The following is a 22401-nucleotide window of genomic DNA, read 5'->3' on the forward strand; positions in this document are numbered from 1 at the left end:
GTTATTCGGCGCTGAACTTGCGGTAGAACCCGCCGACGATCGGCGCCACCACTGCGCGTGGTGTGTATCCACCGGCGACCGACATCGCCTTCGACAGGCTGCCGGGTACTATGCGCATCTTGTTGTGCGCCAATGCATCCAGACTCATCTCGGCGACCTTGGCCGACGAGTGCCACAGAAAGTCCGGCACGACCTTGTCGACGATCGACGCCTCGTCGGGGGTGGGGGTGTGGGTACGTACCGGTCCGGGTGCGAGGAGGGTGACGTGGACACCCTGCCCGGACACCTCACCGCGCAGCGACTCGCTGAAGCTGTTCACAAAAGCCTTCGACGCCGCGTACGTCGCATTGTTGGGGATCGGCATGTTCCCGGCCGCCGAGCCGACCATCAGGATGCCGCCCGAGCCGCGTTTCACCATCTGCGGCAGCACTGCCAGGGTGAGGTCGTGGACGGCGTTGACGTTCAACCGGACCTGCGCGCGTTCGTAGTCGGCGTCGAGGTCGGCGACCGGACCGAACGTCGCGATGCCCGCGTTGTTGCAGAGGATCGAGATGTCGCGACCGGCGAACTCGGCGGCCAGCACCTCTACCTTCGTCGGGTCGGACAGATCGACGGCACGGACCTCGACCGAGACCTCATGTGCCGTGCGCAGTTCGCCGGCGAGCTCTTCGAGAAGCTCACCGCGGCGGGCGACGAGGACCACCGAGTGGCCACGAGCGGCCAACGCGCGTGCGAGTTCCCGTCCGATCCCGGACGAGGCCCCGGTGACGACGGCGCGGGCGGTGGCGGAGGGCGGCGGTACCGGCATGTCGCAATGGTAGCCGCCGCCTCTCACGTCGAGGCCGACCGTCAGTCGATACCCGCGGCGACCTCGGTGCCCTGGCGGATCGCACGCTTGGCGTCGAGCTCGCCCGCGTAGTCGGCGCCGCCGATGACGTGCGTGGTGACACCGGCCAACGTCAACGGGTCGATGAGATCGCGTACCGATTCCTGGCCCGCGCAGATCACCACGTTGTCGACCTCGAGGACGCGGGTGTCGGTGACGTTGCCCTCGTCGTCGCGGAAGCTCAGATGCAGTCCCTTGTCGTCGATCTTGTCGTATGTGGCGCCGCTGATCTGCTCGACACCCTTCATCTTCATCGTCGCGCGATGCACCCAGCCGGTGGTCTTGCCGAGCGACTTGCCCTGCTTACCGGCCTTGCGCTGGACCAGGTAGACCTGGCGCACCGGGGGGAGCGGCCGCGGCTTGGTGACGAAGCCGGGCTTCTCCGGGTCCTCGGTGACGCCCCATTCCTGTTCCCATTCCTTGAGGTTCAAGGTCGGCGACTCATCGGTCGTGAGGAACTCGCTCACGTCGAAACCGATTCCGCCGGCACCGATCACGGCCACACGTTTGCCGATCTCCCGATGCCCGAGCACCGCGTCGGCGTAGGACATCGCCATCGGGTGGTCGACGCCGGGGAAGCTCGGTATGCGCGGCACGACGCCGGTCGCGACGATCACGTCGTCGAACTTCTCGGCGATGATGGAGTCGGCGTCGGCGCGGGTGTTCAGCCGGACCTCGATGCCGAGCACCTCGATCTGGCGGGTGAAGTAGCGGATTGTCTCCTTGAACTCCTCCTTGCCGGGAATCCTTGAGGCGATGGAGAATTGGCCGCCGATCGCGTCGCCGCCCTCGAACAGGGTGACCTTGTGACCGCGTTGTGCGCCGGCTACGGCGGCCGACAGGCCGGCCGGGCCCGCGCCGATCACGGCCACGCGCTTGGCCTTTCGCGTCGGACCCAGGATGAGCGTGGTCTCGCGACCCGCGATCGGGTTCACCAGGCACGACACGTGTTTGCCGACGAAGGCATGGTCGAGGCAGGCCTGATTGCAGCCGATGCAGGTGTTGATCTCGTCGGACCGACCCTCGCGGGCCTTGTTCGCCAGGTGGGGATCGGCGAGGAACGGGCGGGCCATCTGGATGGCGTCGACGCGTCCGTTCGTGAGGATCTCCTCGCCGAGTTCGGGGGTGTTGATGCGGTTGGCCGCGATCAGCGGGATCGACACCTCGTCGCGGAGACGTTCGGTGAACTTCACGAATGCGCCGCGGGGCACCGAGGTCACGATCGTGGGGACCTGGGCCTCGTGCCAACCGATGTCGGTGTTGATCGCGTCGACGCCGTACTGCTCGGCCTTGCGCGCCATCAGTGCGACCTCGTCCCAGGTCTGTCCCTTGCGGATGAGGTCGGCGATCGACTGGCGCAGGATGACGGGGTAGTCGCGGGGAACCTGTCGGCGGATCTCCTTGATCACCTCGACCAGGAAACGCTGGCGGTTCTCGGTGTTGCCGCCCCATTTGTCGGTGCGATCGTTGGTGTGCGGGCAGAGGAACTGGTTGATGAGGTAGCCCTCGCCGCCCATGATCTCGATGGCGTCGTAGCCGGCTCTGCGGGCGAGCTTGGCGGACTGGCCGAACGACTTGATGACGTGGCGGATGATCGGCTCGGTCATTCGAAGGTGCTTGAACGGGTGGATCGGCGACGGATCGGTGCCGGGCGCGACCTTGAACGGGGTATAGCCGTAACGCCCGGCGTGGATCAGCTGCATGGCGATCTTGCCGCCCTCGTCGTGCACGGCTTTGGTCACGCGCTTGTGGCGGGTCATGTCGACGACGTTGGTCATCTTGCCGCCGGCGAACGCGAGCAGGCCGGTCCGGCTCGTGCCGAAACCGCCGGTGATGATCAGTCCCGCACCACCTTTGGCCCGCTCCGCGAAGTAGGCGGCCAGTTTGTCGGTGTCCCAGAACCGGTCTTCGAGGCCGGTGTGCATCGACCCCATGACCAATCGGTTCTCGATGGTCATGCCGCCGATCTGCAACGGCGTGAACAGGTGCGGATAGTGCTGGTTCGGTTGTGCCGTCGGGGCTGACATGGCGCGACCTTTCATCTCGGTGAACCTTGGTGGGCTGTGTAGTTGGGCTGCGGGCGTTGCGAACTCAGCTCTGGGACAGTTCGCGTTCTAGTCCGTGGATGACCTCGTCGCACCATTCGATGTATCCCTGCTCCTGCCGGATACCGCCACGGAGAACGAGGTACTGGTGCAGCTTGCGACCGGTGAGCGCGTCGGGATCGGGGTAGTAGTCGTCTTGGAAACCGGTGTAGAGCTTGAGCTGTGCGAGATGTTCATCGCGGTGCGCCTTCAGCTCGCCGATGATCGCGGCGAGGTCACCGAATTCCGCGGCCCGTAGCTTCACGCCGATGTCGCTGCGAAGCGGTTGCAGCGGTGTCGGACTCATCGCCCAGTCGGCGAGAGCGTCACGGCCGGCGTCGGAGATCGTGTAGACCTTCTTGTCCGGGCGGCCGTCCTGGCTGATCGATTCGACGCTGACCAGGTCGTCGTCCAGGAGCTTCTTGAGCGTCCGGTAGATCTGCTGGTGAGTGGCCGACCAGAAGTAGCCGATGCTGCGATCGAACTGCTGACCGATCTCATAGCCCGTTCCCGGTCGCTCGGCCAGCGACACCAGAATCGCGTGTTCGAGCGCCATGAGAGCAAAATACCGTGCAACAACGCACTATGCAACAAGGTGTATATGAGTCGAGTTGCATATCAGCGCGGCCTGGGCCGCGGGGGAGGCCCGAACCCGAAGTGAGGCGACGATGACCTCCGTGCCGCAGACTGTTCGGCATGGACGAACCGGAGACGAGGTCTCGGAATCTGCTGTCGTGGAAGCTGACCGACAACGTGGTGGTGGCACCGGAGGAACGGCTGACCTGGCCGCGCACGGTCAGCATCGGTCTGCAGCACGTGGTCGCCATGTTCGGCGCGACCTTCCTGGTACCCGTGCTGACCGGATTCCCGCCGTCGACGACGCTGTTCTTCTCCGGCGTCGGCACGATCCTGTTCCTGCTGATCACCCGCAACCGCCTGCCCAGCTACCTGGGTTCGAGCTTCGCCATCATCGCGCCGGTGACGGCCGCCGTCGCCTCCGACGGTGCGTCGTCGGCACTGGGCGGGCTGGTGGCGGTCGGCGCGATGCTCGTGGTCATCGGACTCATCAGCCATTTCGCCGGCGTCCGGTGGATCGAGACCCTGATGCCGCCGGTGGTGACCGGCGCGATCGTCGCTCTGATCGGTCTCAACCTCGCTCCGGCGGCCAAGAACAACTTCGTCGAGGACCCCGTTCTCGCAACCATCGTGCTGGTGTTGCTGGTCGCCTCCGCGGTCCTGTTCCGGGGCTTGCTCGGACGGCTCGCGATCTTCCTGAGCGTCGTGGTGGGATATGTCCTCGCGCTGGTCCTCGACCGGATCGACAGCGACAACGACTTCATAGACACCTCCGGTATCGGCGATGCGGCGTGGATCGGTCTGCCCGACTTCCAGACACCCACCTTCGATCTGGGTGTCCTGCCGTTGTTCCTCCCTGTCGTGCTGGTGCTCGTCGTGGAGAACATCGGTCACGTCAAGTCGGTGTCGATGATGACCGGCAAGGACTACGACGCCACCATGGGGCGCGCGCTGGCTGCGGACGGACTGGCCACGATGCTGGCCGGCAGTGGCGGCGGTTCGGCCACGACGACGTATGCCGAGAACATCGGCGTGATGTCGGCGACCAAGGTGTACTCGACCGCGGCCTACTGGGTGGCCGGCGGCGCCGCGATCCTGCTGGGGTTGTCGCCCAAGGTCGGCGCCGTGATCGCCGCGATTCCGCCCGGCGTGCTCGGCGGTGTCACGACGGCGCTCTACGGTCTGGTCGGCGTGATCGGCGTACAGATCTGGGTGAGCAACAAGGTCGACTTCTCCAAGCCGATCAACCAGTTCACCGCCGCGATCCCGCTGATCATCGGCATCGCCGACTACACCTGGCAGGTCGGCGACCTCGTCTTCGCCGGAATCTCCCTGGGGTCGGTCGCGGCGCTGGTCATCTATCACTCCATGCGACTCATCGGTCGATGGCGGGGGACGGTCGACGTCGGCAGAAATGGGCAGTCACCACGGGAGACGTAACGGGATGTCGGGGACCGGGCCCGGCAGATCGATGTCGCCGTCGGCGCGATCGTTGAAGAGGTACAGCCACCACAGCGGAGCGGGCGCACCGAGAGGCGGCGGCGGGAGTTCGGGGACGTCGGGCCGGCGCGGCACGTACAGGTCGGGGTCTGCGCCGGTGATGACCTTCACCATGTTCTGGAAGGCCGTTGATTCCGGGTCGTTCCAGTAGGCGCCGTGCGTGACGAGACCCCCATCGACCGTGCGTCCATTTCCGTCGACTGTGCGCCCGTTTTCGTCGACTGGGCGGCCAGTTACGTCGACTGTGCCGGTGTCGAGCCTGATCACGCCGGGCGCGGTGTCGGGGTCGTGGCCGTGGGGGTTCCCGGGGAAAGACTGCACGTAGTGGATCGGGTCGCCGGGAAAGGTGAGCGAGTACCGCTCGACGCCCGCGGGGTGCGGGGTGGCGTAGATGCCGGTGCCCGCCGATGAGGCGTAGACGACCCGGTCGGGGGACAGGCCGAGTTGTTCGGCCGAGCCCACGACCGATCCGCCGTAGCTGTGGCCGATGTAGGTGGTGGTCGCCGCGGGCGCGTGACGAGCGATCTCGGCGTCGAGTTCGGAACCGAACAACTCCAGACGGTGCGCCATCGCGGCGGCGAAGCTCGTGCTCGCCGCCGCGCGCAGGTCCGGCGGCAGGTCACCGTCGAGGTAGAGGAACACCGGGCCGCCCGTACGCGCCGCGAGATCGGTTGCAGCCGTGCGGCTGCGACCGACCACGGTGTCGAGAGTGGTGCCGGTACCGGGGACATAGGTCGCGGTGTTGGTGGTGTCGGACCGCAGCGATCCGATCATCTCGACCATGCGGCCCCGAGGTGTGTTGACGAAGGTGATGAAGGTCCGCTCGACGAGTCCGTCGTCGCCGCGGCGGGATGCTTCAGCGCTCGGTTCGGGCAGGGGGTCGAGCAGCCCCCGCAGAGTCCGAGCTCGGCGTCCCTGTCCGCGGCCGGCCTCGACCTCGTCGGCGAGCGCGTTGCGGATGTTGATCTCGTTGGCCTGGGCACGGATCGCGAACGGGACACCTGGCAGGTTCCCGATGACATGCGGGTTCGCCTGCATCAGGCGGCGCACATCGGCTGGGCTCATCTGTTCCACGACGTCCCGGACCTGGGTCGGCGTCAGAGTCTCCAACAATCGGACCGCCGCGTCGGCATCGGATGCCGTACCGCCCGGCAGCCGGACATCGGGCTGACCGGTGCTCATCGACGCGAGATCGGCGGCGAACCCCTCGAGTCGTTCGCCATAGCGTTCGTCGAGGATGTCCACGGTGTCGAGGGCGTCGGAGACGGAGCCCGCGAGAAGGGTGGCCTGTCCGGCGAGACCGGCGTCGGGGTGGGTGACGGTGCCGTCGTCGAAGACGGTGAAGCCCAGATTTTCTGCCCCTCGGACGACGCCCAGCGCGAAGTCGCGCGCGTGGTCGAGGTCGGCGCCGGCGTCGGTCGCCTCGTCGGCGACCATGTGCAGCACGTTGCGTATCTCGCCGGCATGATCGTGTTCCGCCCAGAGGACCTGATGCGCCGCATCATGCGTGTCACCCGACCACGACGACGCCGAGTCGAAGGCTCGGACCGCGGTATCGATGCCGGCGTCGAGGGACTCCGCGACACCGGACGCCGCAGAACCGGCGTCGGCGAACGACTGCGGACTCCACGCGCGCAACTGCGAGACGGTGGGCCGCATCAGCGGTCCTCGAGGTCGCGGAACCGCGCGCCCGAGCGGACGTCGGCGGCACTCGTCGACGCGTCGAACATCCGCAGCATTCTGCCCATCACGGTTAGGCGTTCGCCGATCGAGTCGACCGCCGAGCGCGCGGGGTGGGCGGTCGCGGACAGTGCCCGAGCGACCCGGCTCGACGGGCCGATGACCGCGCCGATGGCCTCGACATCAGCGGCGTGGATGGCGATCCCGGCAGACTGCCAGACGCGGGCGACCTCCTGGACCTCGGCGGGATCGACACCGAACAGCGAAGTCGCCGAGTCGGTTTGGTCACGTCGGCCCGCTGACAGCGGACCGGATGGCAGGGGCGGAAAACCGGAGAGTGGGCCGGGGAGCGTCATGATCCTCCAGGGGTCGCGACCCACCGATCTGTGGGGCAGGACTATGACGCACGGAGTGGCCTGAACGGTTCCCGTTCTGCCGCGCGCGGTCCGCGACAGACACGTGAGGTGCCCCCGGCAGGACTCGAACCTGCGACCTAGGGATTAGAAGGCCCTTGCTCTATCCACCTGAGCTACGGAGGCTGACCGGCGCGCGCGTGACGAGCGACACGAGGCGTCGGGCAGAGAGAGTCTACGACACGGCCGCCGGTATGCCGTGCGCCACCGCGGGCCAGGTCGAATTGGGATCGCGTCAGTTGCCGGTCCTACAGTTGAGGGATGACCCGCACGTCGACGCCCGCCTCCGCGGAGCAGCATCGCGACGCGATGAACGAACCGCGCGGCGTCGTCACCGCGATCCTGTGGGCATCGGGTTGGCTCGCCGCGATCGTCGCTGTCGCCGTCACCGCGATCTCCGCGGCGTCGGCACTCCGGCTGACCGGCGTGCCCGATCCCGGTCCGCTGACCACGTACGGGGCGCCGGCGCTCACTGCGGTCGGCGAGTTCGCCGCGGCGATCGCACTCGGCTCGGCCGTGTTCGCCGCGTTCTTCGTGCCGCCCCAGGCGAGCGGCGTCCTCGACGTCGGGGGATACCGCGCGATCCGGATCGGTGCGGCCAGCGCGCTGACGTGGTCGGTGTGTGCGCTGCTGCTCATGCCGCTGTCGGCCTCGGAGGTCAGTGGGGCGCCCCTGTCGGAGACGATCCGACCCGCCAACCTGCTCACCGCCTACAGCCAGGTCGCCGAAGTGCGCACGTGGTTCTGGACTGCGCTGTTCGCGCTGGTCGCGGCCATCATCGCGCGGATGACGCTGCACTGGGGTCCGACGATCGCGGTGATCGCGTTCTCCGTCTTCAGCCTGATGCCGTCGGCCCTGGCAGGCCACTCCTCGTCGGGTGGCAACCACGACGTCGCCACCAACAGCCTGATCCTGCACATCGTCGGCGCGACGCTGTGGCTCGGCGGCCTCGCGGCGGTCGTCGTGTACGCCCTCGCCGATGGACACTGGCGTGCCCTGGCGGTCCGACGCTTCTCGCGCGTCGCGTTCTGGTGCATCCTCGTCGTCGGCGCCAGCGGTGTCGTCAACGCCCTGGTCCGGGTGCCGCTGGGTGACCTGTTCACCGACACCTACGGTCGTCTCGTCGTGGCCAAGGTGGCGGCCCTCGTCGTGCTCGGCGGGCTGGGCGCCTGGCATCGCCGGGTGACCATCGCGCAGCTGGACACCGACGAACGGCCCTCGCTGTTCGTCCGCTTCGGACTCGTCGAACTCGCGGTGTTCGCGGCGACCTTCGGTCTCGCCGTGGGGCTGGGCCGGACGCCGCCGCCCGTCGTCGACACCGCGCAGATCTCCGCGACCGAGAACGCCATCGGGTACGACCTCGACGGCGCGCCGACGTTCGTCCGCCTCCTCACCGAGTGGCGCTTCGACCTGATCTTCGGGCTCGCGGCCATCGTGCTCGCCGTCGTGTATCTGCGCGGTGTGATCCGCCTGAGGCGACGCGGCGACGCCTGGCCGGTCGGACGTACCGTGGCGTGGGTCCTCGGGTGTCTGCTGCTGTTGCTGGCGACGTCGTCGGGCTTCGGCCGCTACGCCCCGGCGATGTTCAGCATCCACATGATCGCGCACATGCTGATGTCGATGATGGTGCCGGTACTGCTGGTGCTCGGCGGCCCGGTGACGCTCGCACTGCGGGCACTGCCGCCGGCCGGCCGGGGCAATCCGCCGGGCCCGCGCGAATGGATCCAGCTGGGTGTGCACTCGGCGCCGTCCCGGATCCTGACCCACCCGCTGATCGCCGCGATCATGTTCGTCGGCAGCTTCTACGTCCTCTACCTGGGCGGTCTGTACGAGGCCGTGGTCCAGTATCACGCGGCGCACCTGCTGATGAACCTCCACTTCCTGCTCAGCGGCTACCTGTTCTACTGGCTGGTCATCGGCATCGACCCGGCGCCGCGTCAGGTGTCACCGGTGGCGAAGCTCGGCATCGTGATGGCCTCGATACCGTTCCACGCGTTCTTCGGCATCGCGCTCATGATGACGACCGCGGTCATCGCCGAGGCCTACTACCGTGGACTGAATCTCCCGTGGAACTACGACCTTTTCGACGACCAGCGCGTCGGCGGCGGAATCGCCTGGGCCGCAGGCGAGATCCCGCTGGTGGTGGTCCTGCTCGCGCTTTTCGTTCAGTGGCAGCGCAGCGACACCCGGCAGGCGCGACGCTACGACCGCAACGCGGAACGCGACCACGACGCTGATCTCGGTAGCTACAACGAGATGCTCAAGGAACTCAACAAGCGCGGCTGAGCGCCGACAGGCTCAGCCGGACCCGGTCGGCACCGCGCAGACCGACGATCCGGCTTGGATCAGGGCACTGATGTGCAGCGCATCGAAGTCGAAACCGTCTGCGGCCGAAGCGGATGCGGCGATCAGCGCCGGTGGGCACCGAAGACTCGTCACGAGTTCGCCCGCGGCCGCCAGTTCGTCGACGATGGCGACGTTGAACTCGTTGATCGCCGTCCGAACCGGACCGAGATCCGGTGTCGCGGGCGGCGCCGTCTGACCGGGTAGCTGCCACCGGGCGAACAGCCCGCGCTGTACGGTCTTGCTCGCCTCGATCTGGTCGCGGAACACGCTGCGGACGTAGGCGGGGTCGAGGTCGCGATCGAGCGCCAACTGCGACACCGTGTCGAGGACCACCTGTTCGCGTGCCGGGTCGTCGATCGCCGCGCCGGATGCCCACTTCGTCGCGGCGACGGTGTCGGCGAGTGCGAGTCGGCCGGCGATCGCCTCGGTCAGACCCGTCAACGCAGTCTGTGTACTCGGGGCCGCACCCGAGAGGGGCGGCGCAACCAGCATGATGGTCGCCGCGATCAGACCGACCAGGAACACTCGCATCCGCATTCCGCGAGTCTAGGGCGCCGAGCGCCGGGTGCACCCGAGATCTGTGGGTAACCCGCCGAGTTCTCCACAGCCGCGCTAGCTCGGCGTCTGACGGGGTCGTCGGGGGTGATGCTGATGCGGCCACACCTTCCCGTGGCCGACACCCGTAGGAGACGACCATGTTTGAGACGTACACGACCGTCATCGGAACCGTAGTGTCCGATCCCCGCCGGCGGCAGACGACCACCGGCGAGGACGTGATCTCCTTCCGCGTGGCGTGCACCTCGCGCCGCATCGACAAGAGCACCGGCGAGTGGAGCGACGGGCCGACGCTGTATCTCACGGTCAGCTGCTGGCGACGCCTGCTCACCGGTGTCGGCCTGGCGATCGCCAAGGGGAGGCCGGTGATGGCGCACGGTCAGATCAAGACCAACGAGTACCCGTCACCGGACGGGTCACGGCGCTCCGACCTCGAGATGACCGCGGTGGCCGTCGGACTCGACCTGAGTCGCTGTGTCGTCACCTATCGGGGCACACCCGCCCAAGGGCGCGGAGCCGATGCACCGGTCCCGGCGACCGCCCAAGCAACCCAGGAGTCGGCAGCGTGACCTCTGGGCCCGGGGTTGGTGACGCGGAAACGGTTCAGGCCGAACGGTTCCGGACCAGTCGCCAGTGATTCTTGCCGTCGGCGCGGCGGTAGGCGAGTTCGTCGAGGACGTTGATCGCGATGGCCAGTCCTCGACCGCGTTCGGCGAAATCGTCGGGCAGGCTGACCGCGTCGAGATCGACGCGAGCAGGATTCCCGTCGTCGGAGTAGCGGGCCTCGATCCGATCAGCTGTGACCTCGAGTTCGAGACGCAACGTGACGGTGGAGCCCTCACGGGCGTGTTCGACGATGTTCGCGCCGATCTCGGCGACCGCGAGTTCGAACTGCATGGCGTCCATGTCGTCGATGGGGCACTCGGCGAGGAGGTCGGCGAGCAGTGCGTGGATGTGGTCCATCGTCTCGAGGGAGGTGATCTCCTCGAGGGTGCGGGTCGCGGTGTTCTCGGTCATCGCGGGGTCCTCGATCTCTGGGTGAGCGGGTCGATACCCGTCAGGCCCCGTCGAATGCGGAATCGGCGGACGGGTGCACGCGGAGAACGCGATTGAGATTGGTCAACTCGAGCACCGTGACCACCTGCGGTGTGGGGGCGGCGATCCGCAGGTCGCCGCCGGCCTGACGCGCCACCTTGAGACCGGAGACGAGCGCGCCCAGTCCCGACGAATCGATGAAGTCGGTGCCGGACAGGTCGACGACGATCCTCGACGATCCCGACCCGACCAACTCGTGCAACTGGTCTCGCAGTCGTGGGGCGGCAACCATGTTGAGCCGGCCCTCGGGTCGGATCACCACGGCACCGCCGTCGACGCTGCGGGTTGCGAAATTCGCCATCACTGCCTTTCCTCATCGGGACCGCGGTAACGCACCGCGATGATGACAACGCTCAGGATCACCAGGTCGAACAGTACCCAGAACAGGTTCACACCCACACCGAGAACGGAGATGGCGCCCCGGTACAGCTGCACGATGCCGATCACCGACGCCACCACGAGTACCGCCATCGCGATCAGCTGTGGCCGAACGATGTGCCACGGGAGCGCATCCTGCGACTGTTTGGTCTTCGGGGTCACCGCGAAACCGAGTGGACGGTTCATGTAGACGTTGCGGAATGCCGTGGTACAGGCCTTGATCCACACCGGGAACAGCGCGAGGCTGTACTGCTGACCGCGCCACGTCGGCGTACCCCGGGCGACCACCAGGAACAGCAGTTGATTGACCAACAGGAACGGGATGAGCCGCAGGAAGAAGTCCCAGCTGTAGGCCTGCACGGGCAGGATGCCCAGCACCAGGTAGACCACCGGTGCCGCGATGTAGGCGATGGCCGCGAACCCGGCGAGATAACTCCACATGGTCGCCCAGTACATGAGCCGCTGGGTGATGGTGAGGCCTTTCTGGACCAGCGGGTTCTCCCGCAACATCACCTGGATCGTGCCCTGTGCCCACCGGAGCCGCTGTGTCACCATCGTTTTCAGGTCCTCGGGCGCCAGGCCGAAGGCGAGGTTCTCGTGATGGTAGGCGGAGTTCCAGCCGAGGGCGTGCAGACGCATGCAGGTCGCCATGTCCTCGGTCACCGAGATGGTGGCGAGGGGCAGCATGGGCTGGGCCTCGTCGGATCTCCCGACGTCGACGGCCTCGACCATGGCGCGGATCGATTCGATGGCACCCAGCGGAGACCACTCGCGCTCGGCGAGGACCGCGAGCGCGTCGTAGTCGACCGCGCCGGCGCCCGGTTCCTGTTCGCTCAGCTCGGTGAGCGCCTCGATCGCCTCCAGATCGGCACGCATCGCCTCGACATCGGCGTCGGCGAGGCCGCGCGCCGCCTCGTCGACGCGGGCCTGGAACCGGTAGGTGATGTCGGCCAGCGGTTCCTTCTTCTTCAGCTGTGCGCGTGCGTCTTTGACCGCCGCGTCGACGACATCGAGGGCGGCCGTGACGGTGGGGTTGTCGCGCCCCACCTGTTTGCGCGTCGACTTGAGCACCGACCGCGCGGTGCGCAGGGCTCGATCGATGCCGTCGGCGACGGCGGAGACGTACTGGGTGATGCCCAGCTGCATCAACGCCTCCCGGCGCAGCACCGCGTTGGACCCGCAGAAGAACGCGGCGTTCCAACCGTCCTTGCCCTGCTGGATCGGCCCGTAGAACAGCGGCGCCTGACTGCCGAGCGGGTCCGAGGGCGGGACGTTGACGAAGTACTGCGGCGTCTGGACGAGGGCCATCTTCTCGTCGTGGAAGTAACCGAGCGTCCGGTCCAGGATCTGGGGTTCGGGGATCTGGTCGGCATCGAGGATGAGCAGGAACTCACCGTCGGTCTGCATCAGCGCGTTGTTGAGGTTGCCGGCCTTGGCATGGCGCGGCTTGTCCAACCAGTTCGACGACCGGGTGATGTACCCGATGCCCGCCCGCTCCGCCGCGTCGGCGATCTCGGCCCGGTCACCGTCGTCGAGGATCCATGTCGTGTGCGGATACGTGATCGCCTTCGCCGCGACAGCGGTCTTCATCACGAGATCCAGCGGCTCGTTGTAGGTGGTGATGAAGACGTCCACCGTGGCGCCCTCGGGTGGGGGAGGTGGTTCGGGGCGGTGCTGCAGCCGCCACATCGTCAGACCGAACAGCAACGAGTCGATCAGGCTGTACGTCTCGGCGACGACGAGCGGCACCGCGATCCACCACGCGTCCCAGTTCACCGAGGCCAGCCAGCGCCACACGATGTAGTTGAGTCCGAGGATCGCGGCGGCGACGATCAGCAGGCGCAACCACGGCGACGGCGCCGTCCGTGCGAGGGTGGCCTCCTCCACGCTCTCGCTCATCCGGTCTCGTCACGCCGGATGGCCACGACGGTCACGTCGTCGATCGTCGGTCGCGAGGCCACGAGCTCGCTCACCATCGCGCACACCTCCGAGGGTGTGGCGGTGTCGTCGAAGAGCGCGCGCAGCGCCGCCTCGTCGCCGGACGGCAGCAGGTCCAGCAGACCGTCGGAGGTGATGATCAGCATGTCGCCCGGGCCCAGGTCGACCTGCTCAGTGTCCCAGGTCTCGTCGCGCAGGATGCCGATCGGCAATCCGCCGCCGTTCAGTGACTCCACCTGGCCGCCGACCCGGCGGACGACCGACAGGCCGTGTCCGGCGTCCACGTATTCGAGCCGGCCGTCGTCGGTGCTCAGCCGCGCGTGGAACGCGGTCGCGAAGGTCTCGGTGCCGGCGAAGTCGTCGGCGAGCTGGTCGGCGACCGTGCCCACCACCTGTGCGAGGTCGGTGTCGGTCGCGTCCCGCGCGGCGGCGTCGAGGGCACGGGATGCCGCGCGGATCGCCGACCGGACCGTCGCCGTGAGAATCGCCGCGCCGAGGCCCTTGCCCATCACGTCGGCGACGGTGAACACCAGGCCGCCGCTCCACGGGTAGTGGTCGTAGAAGTCTCCGCCGACGGCGAAGGCGGGCAGGCACATCGCCGCGATCGACCAGCCCGGGACGACGTCGAGGGGCGGCGGCAACAACTGGCGCTGCACGAGCGCGGCGCGTTCCAGGTCGTCGGTGTTGGTGATCTCCCGTTGTGCCCACGCGGCCATCTCGCGGAAGGCCGCGTGCTGGTCGGCGGTCAGCTCGCGCGGTCGGGTGTCGTAGAGGCAGAACGTCCCGACGGGGTGCCCGCCGGGGCCGTACAGCGGATACCCCGCGTAGAAGCGGATGCCGTCCTCGGCGGCGATCTGGGGGATTGCGGCGAAAGTCGGGACCTTCGAGAGGTCGGGGATGATGAGGGCCGGGTCCTCGGGGTGCTCGTAGGCGCGGGCCACGGTCACCTGGCAGACCGTCTGCTCGCGCGGCAGGTCTTGCAGGTCGATGCCGTCGGACGCCTTGAACCACTGTCGATCGCGGTCGAGCAGTGACACCGTCGACATCGGTACGCCGAACACGGCTTTCGCCATGCGAGTGATCTGCGCGAACCGGTCCTCCGGCGGCGAGTCGAGAACGTTCAGCTGCTGCATCGAGTGCAGGCGTGCCTCTTCGAGGTCGGCGTCGATGTGTGCGTCCATCACGGTCACCTGAGTCCTGCTTCCTCGAGTGCGCGCGCCATCGCCGCGCCCGCTGCTGCCGTGCTGCCCAAGTTCCAGTCCGCTTCCTTGTCGTGGTCGAACCAGACGAAGCCGGTGACGTCGTCGGCCTTGTCGAGGTAGGTCACCAGGTCCGCGATCCATTCGGCCTTGGAACCACCGGCTTCCGCCGATCCGACCTCTGTGACGAGTATCGGTTTCTCCGGCGACAAGTTACGAAGCTGGTCCAGCGAACCGGAGAACAGCTCCTCCGGCGGAGTCCATCGATGGCCGGGCACCGCTCCCCAGTTGTAACCGTCTATCCCCAGGACGTCGACGTACCCGTCTCCCGGATACCAGCGGGACAGGGGAGCGTCGTCGGCGAGGGGGACGTTCGGAGCCCATACCCACTTCACATTGCTCGCGTTCTTGGAGGCGAAGAGGTCGTGCACATGCCGCCACGCGGCGATGTAGAGCTCGGGGGGCGTCCCGCCCGCGGGACTCCACGGGTACCAGTCGCCGTTCGGTTCATGCGCGAACCGCAGGTAGACGACCTGGCCCCAGGCGCGGAGTTCATCGGCCCAGCGGTACAGGTAGTCGTCGTGGGTCCCGGCGACGATGGAGGACATCGAGAACGCGCCCCGGTCGTAGTCGTCGCCGCCGAGATGGCGCCACGGCTCCCAGGTGACCACCGGCTCGGCGCCCGCCGCGACCACCGCATCGAGGGCGGCGATCGGGGGGATGGCGGTGAAGTCCTCGAAGAAGAGATTGACGGTCGGCCGTACCCCGACCAGCTCCGTGACCGCGGCGACCTCGGCCGGCCGGAGCGGGCCGCTCGGGGTGCTGACTCCGAACCTCAGGCAGTCCCCGGCCGGGCCGGACAGGGGTGAGATCGTCGTCGGACACTCTCGTGGCGGCGGGCCGCAGGCGATGACACCCATGGAGCCGACCATCACGCCCACAACCACGGACACGATCGTCCACCTGGGTACCCCACCCATCGACCGCTCCCATCTCCTCGACGCCGTGCACCGGCACGGCGTCCTCACCCCAGCCCCTCCCTCTTTCCCCACGACATTGTCCCGGCAAACCGTCTCACTTGCGCGCCGACCCGCGAAAGTCGGCGCACAGCGAACCGGTCGCAGCCCACCGGGCCGCCGCCCGGCAACCGGCGGCGACTAGGCTGGATTCATTGTGTGTGCGCTCTCAGCGCCCACCCCCCGCCTCCGCGGCTGACAATCACACGGCATCGAACAGGTCCTAAGGAGTTTTCACGTGGCTGAGTTCATCTACACGATGAAGAAGGTTCGCAAGGCACACGGCGACAAGGTCATCCTCGACGACGTCACCATGTCCTTCTACCCGGGCGCCAAGATCGGCGTCGTGGGACCCAACGGCGCCGGAAAGTCGTCGATCCTGAAGATCATGGCGGGTCTCGACCAGCCGTCGAACGGTGAGGCCTTCCTCGACCCCGACGCCACCGTCGGCATCCTGCTCCAGGAGCCGCCCCTCAACGAGGAGAAGACGGTCAAGGAGAACGTCGAAGAGGGGATGGGCGAGATCAAGGTCAAGCTCGACCGCTTCAACGAGATCGCCGAGCTGCTCGCCACCGACTACTCCGACGAGCTGATGGAGGAGATGGGCAAACTCCAGGAAGACCTGGACAACAACGACGCCTGGGACCTCGACTCGCAGCTCGAGCAGGCCATGGATGCCCTGCGCTGCCCGCCGGCCGACTCCCCGGTCACCCACCTCTCCGGTGGTGAGCGGCGCCGCGTCGCGCTGTGCAAGCTGCTGCTGCAGAAGCCCGACCTCCTGCTGCTCGACGAACCGACCAACCACCTCGACGCCGAGTCGGTGCTGTGGCTGGAGCAGTTCCTCGCGAGCTACCCGGGCGCCGTGCTGGCCGTGACCCACGACCGGTACTTCCTCGACCACGTCGCTCAGTGGATCTGTGAGGTCGACCGCGGCAAGCTGCACCCGTACGAGGGCAACTACTCGACCTACCTGGAGAAGAAGGCCGAGCGTCTCGAGGTCCAGGGCAAGAAGGACCAGAAGCTGCAGCGGCGCCTGAAGGAGGAGCTCGCGTGGGTTCGTTCGGGCTCCAAGGCCCGACAGACCAAGAACAAGGCGCGACTCTCCCGCTACGAGGAGATGGCCGCCGAGGCCGAGAAGACGCGCAAGCTCGACTTCGAGGAGATCCAGATCCCGACGCCGCCGCGTCTGGGCGACGTCGTCGTCGAGGTCTCCCACCTGGACAAGGGCTTCGAAGGCCGGGTTCTCATCAAGGATCTGTCCTTCACCCTGCCGCGCAATGGCATCGTCGGTGTGATCGGACCCAACGGCGTCGGCAAGACGACGCTGTTCAAGACCATCGTCGGGCTCGAGCAGCCCGATTCGGGCACCGTGAAGGTCGGCGAGACGGTCAAGCTGAGTTACGTCGACCAGAGTCGCGCCAACATCGACCCGAAGAAGAACGTCTGGGAGGTCGTCTCGGACGGACTCGACTACATCGAGGTCGGCCAGAACGAGATGCCCTCGCGGGCCTACGTCAGTGCCTTCGGTTTCAAGGGGCCGGACCAGCAGAAGAAGGCCGAGGTCCTCTCCGGCGGTGAGCGCAACCGCCTGAATCTCGCGCTCACCCTGAAAGAGGGCGGCAACCTGATCCTGCTCGACGAGCCGACCAACGACCTGGACGTCGAGACCCTCGGTTCCCTGGAGAACGCGCTCGAGAACTTCCCCGGCTGCGCCGTGGTCATCAGCCACGACCGCTGGTTCCTCGACCGGACCTGTACCCACATCCTGGCGTGGGAGGGCAACGTCGAAGAAGGCAAGTGGTTCTGGTTCGAGGGCAACTTCGAGGCCTATGAAGCGAACAAGGTCGATCGTCTCGGCGCCGATGCCGCCCGCCCCCATCGGGTCACCCACCGCAAACTGACTCGCGATTAATCCCGGCCCCGTCCGGCACGGGTGACTAGCATCGGCAGATGTGACCTCACTCGTGCCGGACGCGGTGAACCACTACTTCAGGTCGCGGACCGACGGGTCGGTCGGCGCGGCGGCTGCGGACCAGGTGGTCAGACACCTCGACGCCGCGCGGGTCCGTCGCCGGGGGCAGGCGCTCGTCGAGGTGACCGCGGGTGAGGGCGGGACGGTCGAGATCCTCGTCGTCAACGACGACATGCCGATGCTCGTCGAAGCCGTTCTCGCCACCGTCGAGGCGCACGATCTCACCGTCGACCACATGGATCATCCCGTGATGCCGGTACGACGCGATCCCGACGGCACGCTCGTCGCTGTGGACACCGGCGAGACGACCTTCGAGTCGTGGATCGTCGTCAACGGTCTCGCACGACACCCCGGAATCGATCCGGAACCGCTGCGCGACGACCTGCGAGAGGTCGTCTCGCGGGTCATCGACGTCGATGCCGATGCGTCGGAGATGCGCTCCCGCATGACCGAGTGTGCCGCCGGGTTGGCCGATGCGCCGCTGCGCCGGACCGGGGCCGCCGACGCGGATCGCGGTGAGTACGCCGCGCTTCTCGAATGGTTCGCGGGCAACCACTTCCATCCGCTGGGCTATTCGCGGGTGGGGGTGGACGGGTCCGCCGACGACACCCAACGTCTCGGCGTGTGGCGAACCGACTCCATCGACCGTGACTTCCCGTCGGTGACCGACCAGCCGCTGGTACCCAGGGTCAGCCGGGTGTTCGTTGCGACCGGCATCCAGCGTACGAATTTCCCTGTGCTCCTCCAGGTTCCGACGTTCGACGCGAGCGGCGAACACATCGGTGAGCAGCGGTTCCTGGGCACGCTCACCTCGGCGGGCAACCATCAGGCTGTCCTCGACGTCCCGGTGCTGCGGGGCAAGGTGCACGCCGTCCTCGCGCAGGCGGGCGTCGAGGAGGACTCCTATGCCGGGCAGTCGATGATCGAGCTGTTGCAGAACTATCCGCTGGTGGAGATGTTCTCGTCCACCGAGGACGAACTCGAGCGCCGCGTCACCGAGATGCTCGACGCGGTGGCGACCCGGTCCCTGCGGCTGTTCGTGCGCACCAACTTCGACGGACGCACCGCGGTCGCGCTCATCTATCTGCCCCGTGACCGCTACAACACCCACAGCCGGCTTGCCCTCGAACGCGCGCTGGTCGCCGAAGTGGGCGGGACCGCACTGGAATACACGGCGCGGGTCAGCGAGATGCCGTTGGCGTTGCTGCAGGTGCTGGTCTGCATCGACCCGGCGACCGCGGCCGAACTCGGTTCCCTGGACACCGGATCGCCGACGCACGCACGGATGCAGGCCGCGCTGGTCGCCGCGATCCGCGGCTGGGACGAACGGGTCCGTGAACTGGCCGTCGCCGACGAGATCCCGGGACTCGACGGCGGCCCGGATGTGCTGCTGCGCCACCTGTCCTCGTTGTCGGAGGACTACAAGGAACTCCGCGAACCGCGCGCCGCGCTCGCCGACCTCATCCGCGTCGTGGGCCTGCAACCGGGCGAGATCGACGTCACCCTCGACGCGGCCGAGGGTGACGGACAGCAGGACCGGTGGACCTTCACGCTCTACCTCTGCGGAGCGTCGGCAACACTCACCGACGTCCTCCCGGTGCTGCACAGCCTCGGGCTCGACGTACTGGAGGAGCATCCCTACGAGATTCACCGTCTCGATGAAACTGTGTGCTGGGCATACGAATTCAGCGTGCAACTCGCCGCCGGGATGACCGTGGACCTCGACCATTCGGACGATCTCGCGCAACGGTTCACCGAGGCGTTCCGGCGCATCTGGCTCGCCGGCGCGGACGTCGACGCCTACAACGAACTCGTCATCCGGGCAGGCCTGGACTGGCGGTCGGCGGCGATGCTGCGGGCCTACGGGCAGTACCTGCGCCAGTGCGGGTTCTCCTACAGCCCGGCTCACGTCGCCAGTGTCCTCGGCCGGCATCTCGCCATCACCCGCGGACTCGTCGACCTGTTCGTGGCGTCATTCGACCCCGACACCGCCGACGAGGAACGTCGGGAGCAGGTGCGAGACAAGCTCGACGAGGAGATCGGACTCGTGCTGAATCTCGACGCCGACCGCATCGTCTCCGCGTTCGCCGCAGTCCTCACCGCGACCGACCGCACGAACTACTTCGTCGGCGGCCGGTCCGCGGGCACCGACCACAGTCCGGTCATCTCGTTCAAGCTCCGCCCGCGCGACATCCCGCAGACCCCGAAACCCCGTCCGCTGCATGAGATCTTCGTGTACTCACCTTGTGTGGAGGGGGTGCACCTCCGATTCGGCTCGGTCGCTCGTGGTGGTCTGCGCTGGTCCGACCGGCGGGAGGACTTCCGAACCGAGATCCTCGGACTGGCGAAGGCGCAGGCGGTGAAGAACGCGGTGATCGTGCCGCTGGGCGCCAAGGGCGGTTTCGTCGTCAAGCGACCGCCGCCGCCCTCCGGTGACGCCGCGAAGGACCGGGAGGCGCAGCGGGACGAGGGGATCGCGTGCTACCGGCAGTTCATCGCCGGCCTGCTCGACGTCACCGACAACATCGACCTCACGACCGGAGAGGTGATCCCCGCCCGCGGCGTCGTCCGCCTCGATTCCGACGACACCTACCTCGTGGTCGCGGCCGACAAGGGGACCGCCTCGTTCTCCGACATCGCCAACGAGGTGTCGAAGTCGTACGGGTTCTGGCTCGGCGACGCCTTCGCCTCCGGTGGGTCGGCCGGCTACGACCACAAGGCCATGGGCATCACCGCCCGCGGGGCCTGGGAGTCGGTCAAGCGTCACTTCCGCGAAATGGGCACCGACACCCAATCGGAGGACTTCACCGTCGTCGGGATCGGCGACATGAGCGGCGACGTGTTCGGGAACGGCATGTTGCTGAGCGAGCACATCCGGCTCGTCGCCGCCTTCGACCACCGGCACATCTTCGTCGACCCCGTTCCGCAGGCGGCGGCGTCGTTCGCGGAACGCACGCGACTGTTCGGACTGGCGCGCTCCTCGTGGGCCGACTACGACCCGGAGCTGATCAGCGACGGAGGCGGGGTGTGGGAGCGTGACCGGAAGTCGATCCCGATCAGCGCGCAGATGGCCGAGACGCTGGACATCGACGACGGCGTCGACGAACTCTCGCCTCCCGAGTTGATCCGCGCGATCCTTCTCGCCCCGGTGGACCTGTTGTGGAACGGCGGGATCGGCACCTATGTCAAGGCCTCGACCGAGTCGCACGGGAGCGTCGGCGACAAGTCCAACGACCCGATCCGCGTCGACGGAAACGAGGTGCGGGCCAAGGTGATCGGCGAAGGCGGCAATCTCGGGGTCACCGAGCGGGGACGTATCGAGTTCGACCTCGCCGGAGGTCGGATCAACACCGACGCCCTGGACAACTCGGCCGGTGTCGACTGTTCCGACCACGAGGTCAACATCAAGATCCTGCTCGACTCGGCGGTCTCCGCGGGCGAGCTCGACCCCGACGATCGGGATCCGCTGCTGGAGTCGATGACCGACGAGGTCGCCGAACTCGTTCTCGCCGACAACATCTCGCAGAACTCCGAACTCGGGTTCTGCCGGTCCTTCGAGCTGACACGCGTGGAGGTCCACGCCCGGATGCTCGAACACCTCGCGGCCAAGCGGGGCGTCGACCTCCGGCTGGAAGCACTGCCCGAACCGCGCGAGCTGCGCAGGCGAGTCGACGGCGAGCTGCACCGTGGTCTCACCTCGCCCGAGTTCGCCACGTTGATGGCGCACGTCAAGCTCGAGTCCAAATCCGACCTGCTGGCCACCGACCTTCCCGACAACGACGTGTTCGCGCCCCGCATCGCGCGCTACTTCCCGGACGCGGTGCGTGCGAGATACCCCGACGCGATCAGCGGGCATCGGCTCCGCCGCCAGATCGTGGCGACGACGCTGGTCAACGACGTGATCGACCACGCGGGCATGACCCATCTGTTCCGGTTGAGCGAGGGGAGCAGCTGCACCACCGAAGAGGGGGTGCGCGCATACGTGGTGTCCAACAAGGTCTTCGGCATGAACGAGGTCTTCGAGGGCATCCGGCACGCGCCCGCGCCGGTCGAGGCCGTCGACGAGATGATGCTCTATGCGCGCCGGCTGCTGTTCCGGGCCTCGCGGTGGTTGCTCGCCTTCCGGCCGCAGCCCCTGGCGATGGCCGCCGAGATCACCCGGTACGGCGAACGGGTGGCGGCGTTGTCGGCGGTCGCCGGCGACTGGTACGGACCGAGTTCGCGACGCGACGTCGCCGAGCGCGCCCAGACCTACGTCGATCACGGTGTGCCCGAAGATCTCGCCCACACCGTCGCGGCGAGCCTGCACCGGTTCTGCCTGCTCGACATCATCGACGCCGCCGAGATCGCCGACCGCGACGACAACGAGGTCGGCGAGCTGTACTTCGCGGTGATGGAACACTTCGGGCTCGAACAGCTGCTGACGGCGGTGTCGGGACTCGACTACGGCGACCGGTGGCACGCGCTGGCACGGCTGGCCGTGCGCGACGACATGCACGGTGCGCTGCGCGCGCTGACCCTGAAGATCCTCGAGGTCAGCGAACCCGAGGAGAGCCCGTCCGAAAAGATCGCCGAGTGGGAGTCCTCGCACTCCAACCGGCTGAGCCGGGTGCGCAGCGTGCTCCGTGAGATCGAGGAGACCGGGACGACGAGCCTGGCCACCCTGTCGGTGGCGGCGAGGCAGCTGCGCAGCGTGATCCGCTGACGGCTGCACCCGCCGATCCGCCCCTGCCCGTTTTCCGGTCGTCGGGTGTCGTGTCGGC

16 protein-coding genes and 1 tRNA gene are annotated in these 22401 nt (G+C 67.5%); 5 read left to right on the forward strand and 12 right to left on the reverse strand.

The window, feature by feature from the left end; all coding sequences use genetic code 11:
• Position 1 precedes the first annotated feature (1 nt).
• The 3 genes from cmrA to KTR9_RS10800 form a co-directional block, all read right to left on the reverse strand.
• Entirely contained in the window at positions 2-808 is an 807-nt protein-coding gene (gene cmrA / locus KTR9_RS10790) for a mycolate reductase (RefSeq protein ID WP_014926406.1), read from the reverse strand.
• Positions 809-849: 41 nt separating this feature from the next.
• The gene (locus KTR9_RS10795; protein WP_014926407.1) at positions 850-2913 is read right to left on the reverse strand and encodes an NADPH-dependent 2,4-dienoyl-CoA reductase; all 2064 of its coding nucleotides are present in this window, start codon (positions 2911-2913) and stop codon (positions 850-852) included.
• 64 nt (positions 2914-2977) lie between these two features.
• Positions 2978-3526, reverse strand: coding sequence for a PadR family transcriptional regulator (locus tag KTR9_RS10800; RefSeq protein ID WP_014926408.1), 549 nt, complete (start codon positions 3524-3526; stop codon positions 2978-2980).
• A gap of 140 nt (positions 3527-3666) precedes the next feature.
• Between KTR9_RS10800 and KTR9_RS10805 the strand changes: the two genes are divergently transcribed.
• Positions 3667-4986, forward strand: coding sequence for a uracil-xanthine permease family protein (locus KTR9_RS10805; RefSeq protein WP_010841660.1), 1320 nt, complete (start codon positions 3667-3669; stop codon positions 4984-4986).
• Here KTR9_RS10805 and KTR9_RS10810 read toward each other — a convergent pair.
• The 3 genes from KTR9_RS10810 to KTR9_RS10820 form a co-directional block, all read right to left on the reverse strand.
• A complete protein-coding gene (locus tag KTR9_RS10810; protein ID WP_014926410.1) occupies positions 4969-6705 on the reverse strand; it encodes a hypothetical protein in 1737 nt (578 codons plus the stop codon). The two genes, KTR9_RS10805 and KTR9_RS10810, sit on opposite strands and share 18 nt — an antisense overlap.
• Positions 6705-7082, reverse strand: a complete 378-nt coding sequence (locus tag KTR9_RS10815) for a hypothetical protein (protein ID WP_014926411.1) — start codon at positions 7080-7082, stop codon at positions 6705-6707. Before KTR9_RS10815 ends, KTR9_RS10810 begins: the two co-directional genes overlap by 1 nt.
• Before the next feature lie 109 nt (positions 7083-7191).
• A tRNA-Arg gene (locus KTR9_RS10820) sits at positions 7192-7265 on the reverse strand.
• Positions 7266-7400: 135 nt separating this feature from the next.
• On the opposite strand from KTR9_RS10820, the gene KTR9_RS10825 reads away from it, so the two are divergent.
• Complete coding sequence (locus KTR9_RS10825; protein WP_014926412.1) at positions 7401-9425, forward strand: cytochrome c oxidase assembly protein; 2025 nt, start codon at positions 7401-7403, stop codon at positions 9423-9425.
• Positions 9426-9437: 12 nt separating this feature from the next.
• Here the strand turns inward: KTR9_RS10825 and KTR9_RS10830 are convergent, their stop codons facing one another.
• Positions 9438-10022: a chorismate mutase gene (locus KTR9_RS10830; protein ID WP_044506448.1), complete on the reverse strand. Its 585-nt coding sequence runs from the start codon at positions 10020-10022 to the stop codon at positions 9438-9440.
• 158 nt (positions 10023-10180) lie between these two features.
• On the opposite strand from KTR9_RS10830, the gene KTR9_RS10835 reads away from it, so the two are divergent.
• The gene (locus tag KTR9_RS10835; protein ID WP_010841655.1) at positions 10181-10609 is read left to right on the forward strand and encodes a single-stranded DNA-binding protein; all 429 of its coding nucleotides are present in this window, start codon (positions 10181-10183) and stop codon (positions 10607-10609) included.
• Positions 10610-10643: 34 nt separating this feature from the next.
• On the opposite strand, the gene KTR9_RS10840 is transcribed toward KTR9_RS10835, so the two are convergent.
• The 5 genes from KTR9_RS10840 to KTR9_RS10860 are packed head-to-tail and all read right to left on the reverse strand — an operon-like array spanning position 10644 to position 15630.
• The gene (locus KTR9_RS10840; protein WP_014926414.1) at positions 10644-11057 is read right to left on the reverse strand and encodes an ATP-binding protein; all 414 of its coding nucleotides are present in this window, start codon (positions 11055-11057) and stop codon (positions 10644-10646) included.
• Positions 11058-11097: 40 nt separating this feature from the next.
• Positions 11098-11436 carry an STAS domain-containing protein gene (locus KTR9_RS10845; protein ID WP_004019580.1) on the reverse strand — a complete coding sequence of 113 codons (339 nt, stop codon included), beginning with the start codon at positions 11434-11436 and terminating at the stop codon, positions 11098-11100.
• Entirely contained in the window at positions 11436-13412 is a 1977-nt protein-coding gene (locus KTR9_RS10850; protein WP_014926415.1) for a glycosyltransferase family 2 protein, read from the reverse strand. The genes KTR9_RS10845 and KTR9_RS10850 overlap by 1 nt, the downstream gene beginning before the upstream one ends.
• Positions 13409-14641: a PP2C family protein-serine/threonine phosphatase gene (locus KTR9_RS10855; protein ID WP_014926416.1), complete on the reverse strand. Its 1233-nt coding sequence runs from the start codon at positions 14639-14641 to the stop codon at positions 13409-13411. The genes KTR9_RS10850 and KTR9_RS10855 overlap by 4 nt, the downstream gene beginning before the upstream one ends.
• Positions 14638-15630, reverse strand: a complete 993-nt coding sequence (locus KTR9_RS10860; RefSeq protein WP_035717061.1) for a glycoside hydrolase family 26 protein — start codon at positions 15628-15630, stop codon at positions 14638-14640. Before KTR9_RS10860 ends, KTR9_RS10855 begins: the two co-directional genes overlap by 4 nt.
• 274 nt (positions 15631-15904) lie before the next feature.
• On the opposite strand from KTR9_RS10860, the gene ettA reads away from it, so the two are divergent.
• Complete coding sequence (gene ettA, locus KTR9_RS10865) at positions 15905-17578, forward strand: energy-dependent translational throttle protein EttA (RefSeq protein WP_010841650.1); 1674 nt, start codon at positions 15905-15907, stop codon at positions 17576-17578.
• A 40-nt stretch (positions 17579-17618) separates the two neighbouring features.
• Positions 17619-22343, forward strand: coding sequence for an NAD-glutamate dehydrogenase (locus KTR9_RS10870; protein WP_014926418.1), 4725 nt, complete (start codon positions 17619-17621; stop codon positions 22341-22343).
• The last annotated feature ends 58 nt before the right edge of the window (positions 22344-22401 follow it).

The sequence above is a fragment of the Gordonia sp. KTR9 genome (assembly GCF_000143885.2).
Taxonomy (GTDB): Bacteria; Actinomycetota; Actinomycetes; order Mycobacteriales; family Mycobacteriaceae; genus Gordonia.

Coding starts and splice junctions, on each gene's coding strand:
- cmrA (WP_014926406.1), bottom strand. CDS start 808: ATGCCGGTACCGCCGCCCTCCGCCACCGCCCGCGCCGTCGTCACCGGG.
- KTR9_RS10795 (WP_014926407.1), bottom strand. CDS start 2,913: ATGTCAGCCCCGACGGCACAACCGAACCAGCACTATCCGCACCTGTTC.
- KTR9_RS10800 (WP_014926408.1), bottom strand. CDS start 3,526: ATGGCGCTCGAACACGCGATTCTGGTGTCGCTGGCCGAGCGACCGGGA.
- KTR9_RS10805 (WP_010841660.1), top strand. CDS start 3,667: ATGGACGAACCGGAGACGAGGTCTCGGAATCTGCTGTCGTGGAAGCTG.
- KTR9_RS10810 (WP_014926410.1), bottom strand. CDS start 6,705: ATGCGGCCCACCGTCTCGCAGTTGCGCGCGTGGAGTCCGCAGTCGTTC.
- KTR9_RS10815 (WP_014926411.1), bottom strand. CDS start 7,082: ATGACGCTCCCCGGCCCACTCTCCGGTTTTCCGCCCCTGCCATCCGGT.
- KTR9_RS10825 (WP_014926412.1), top strand. CDS start 7,401: ATGACCCGCACGTCGACGCCCGCCTCCGCGGAGCAGCATCGCGACGCG.
- KTR9_RS10830 (WP_044506448.1), bottom strand. CDS start 10,022: ATGCGGATGCGAGTGTTCCTGGTCGGTCTGATCGCGGCGACCATCATG.
- KTR9_RS10835 (WP_010841655.1), top strand. CDS start 10,181: ATGTTTGAGACGTACACGACCGTCATCGGAACCGTAGTGTCCGATCCC.
- KTR9_RS10840 (WP_014926414.1), bottom strand. CDS start 11,057: ATGACCGAGAACACCGCGACCCGCACCCTCGAGGAGATCACCTCCCTC.
- KTR9_RS10845 (WP_004019580.1), bottom strand. CDS start 11,436: ATGGCGAATTTCGCAACCCGCAGCGTCGACGGCGGTGCCGTGGTGATC.
- KTR9_RS10850 (WP_014926415.1), bottom strand. CDS start 13,412: ATGAGCGAGAGCGTGGAGGAGGCCACCCTCGCACGGACGGCGCCGTCG.
- KTR9_RS10860 (WP_035717061.1), bottom strand. CDS start 15,630: ATGGGTGGGGTACCCAGGTGGACGATCGTGTCCGTGGTTGTGGGCGTG.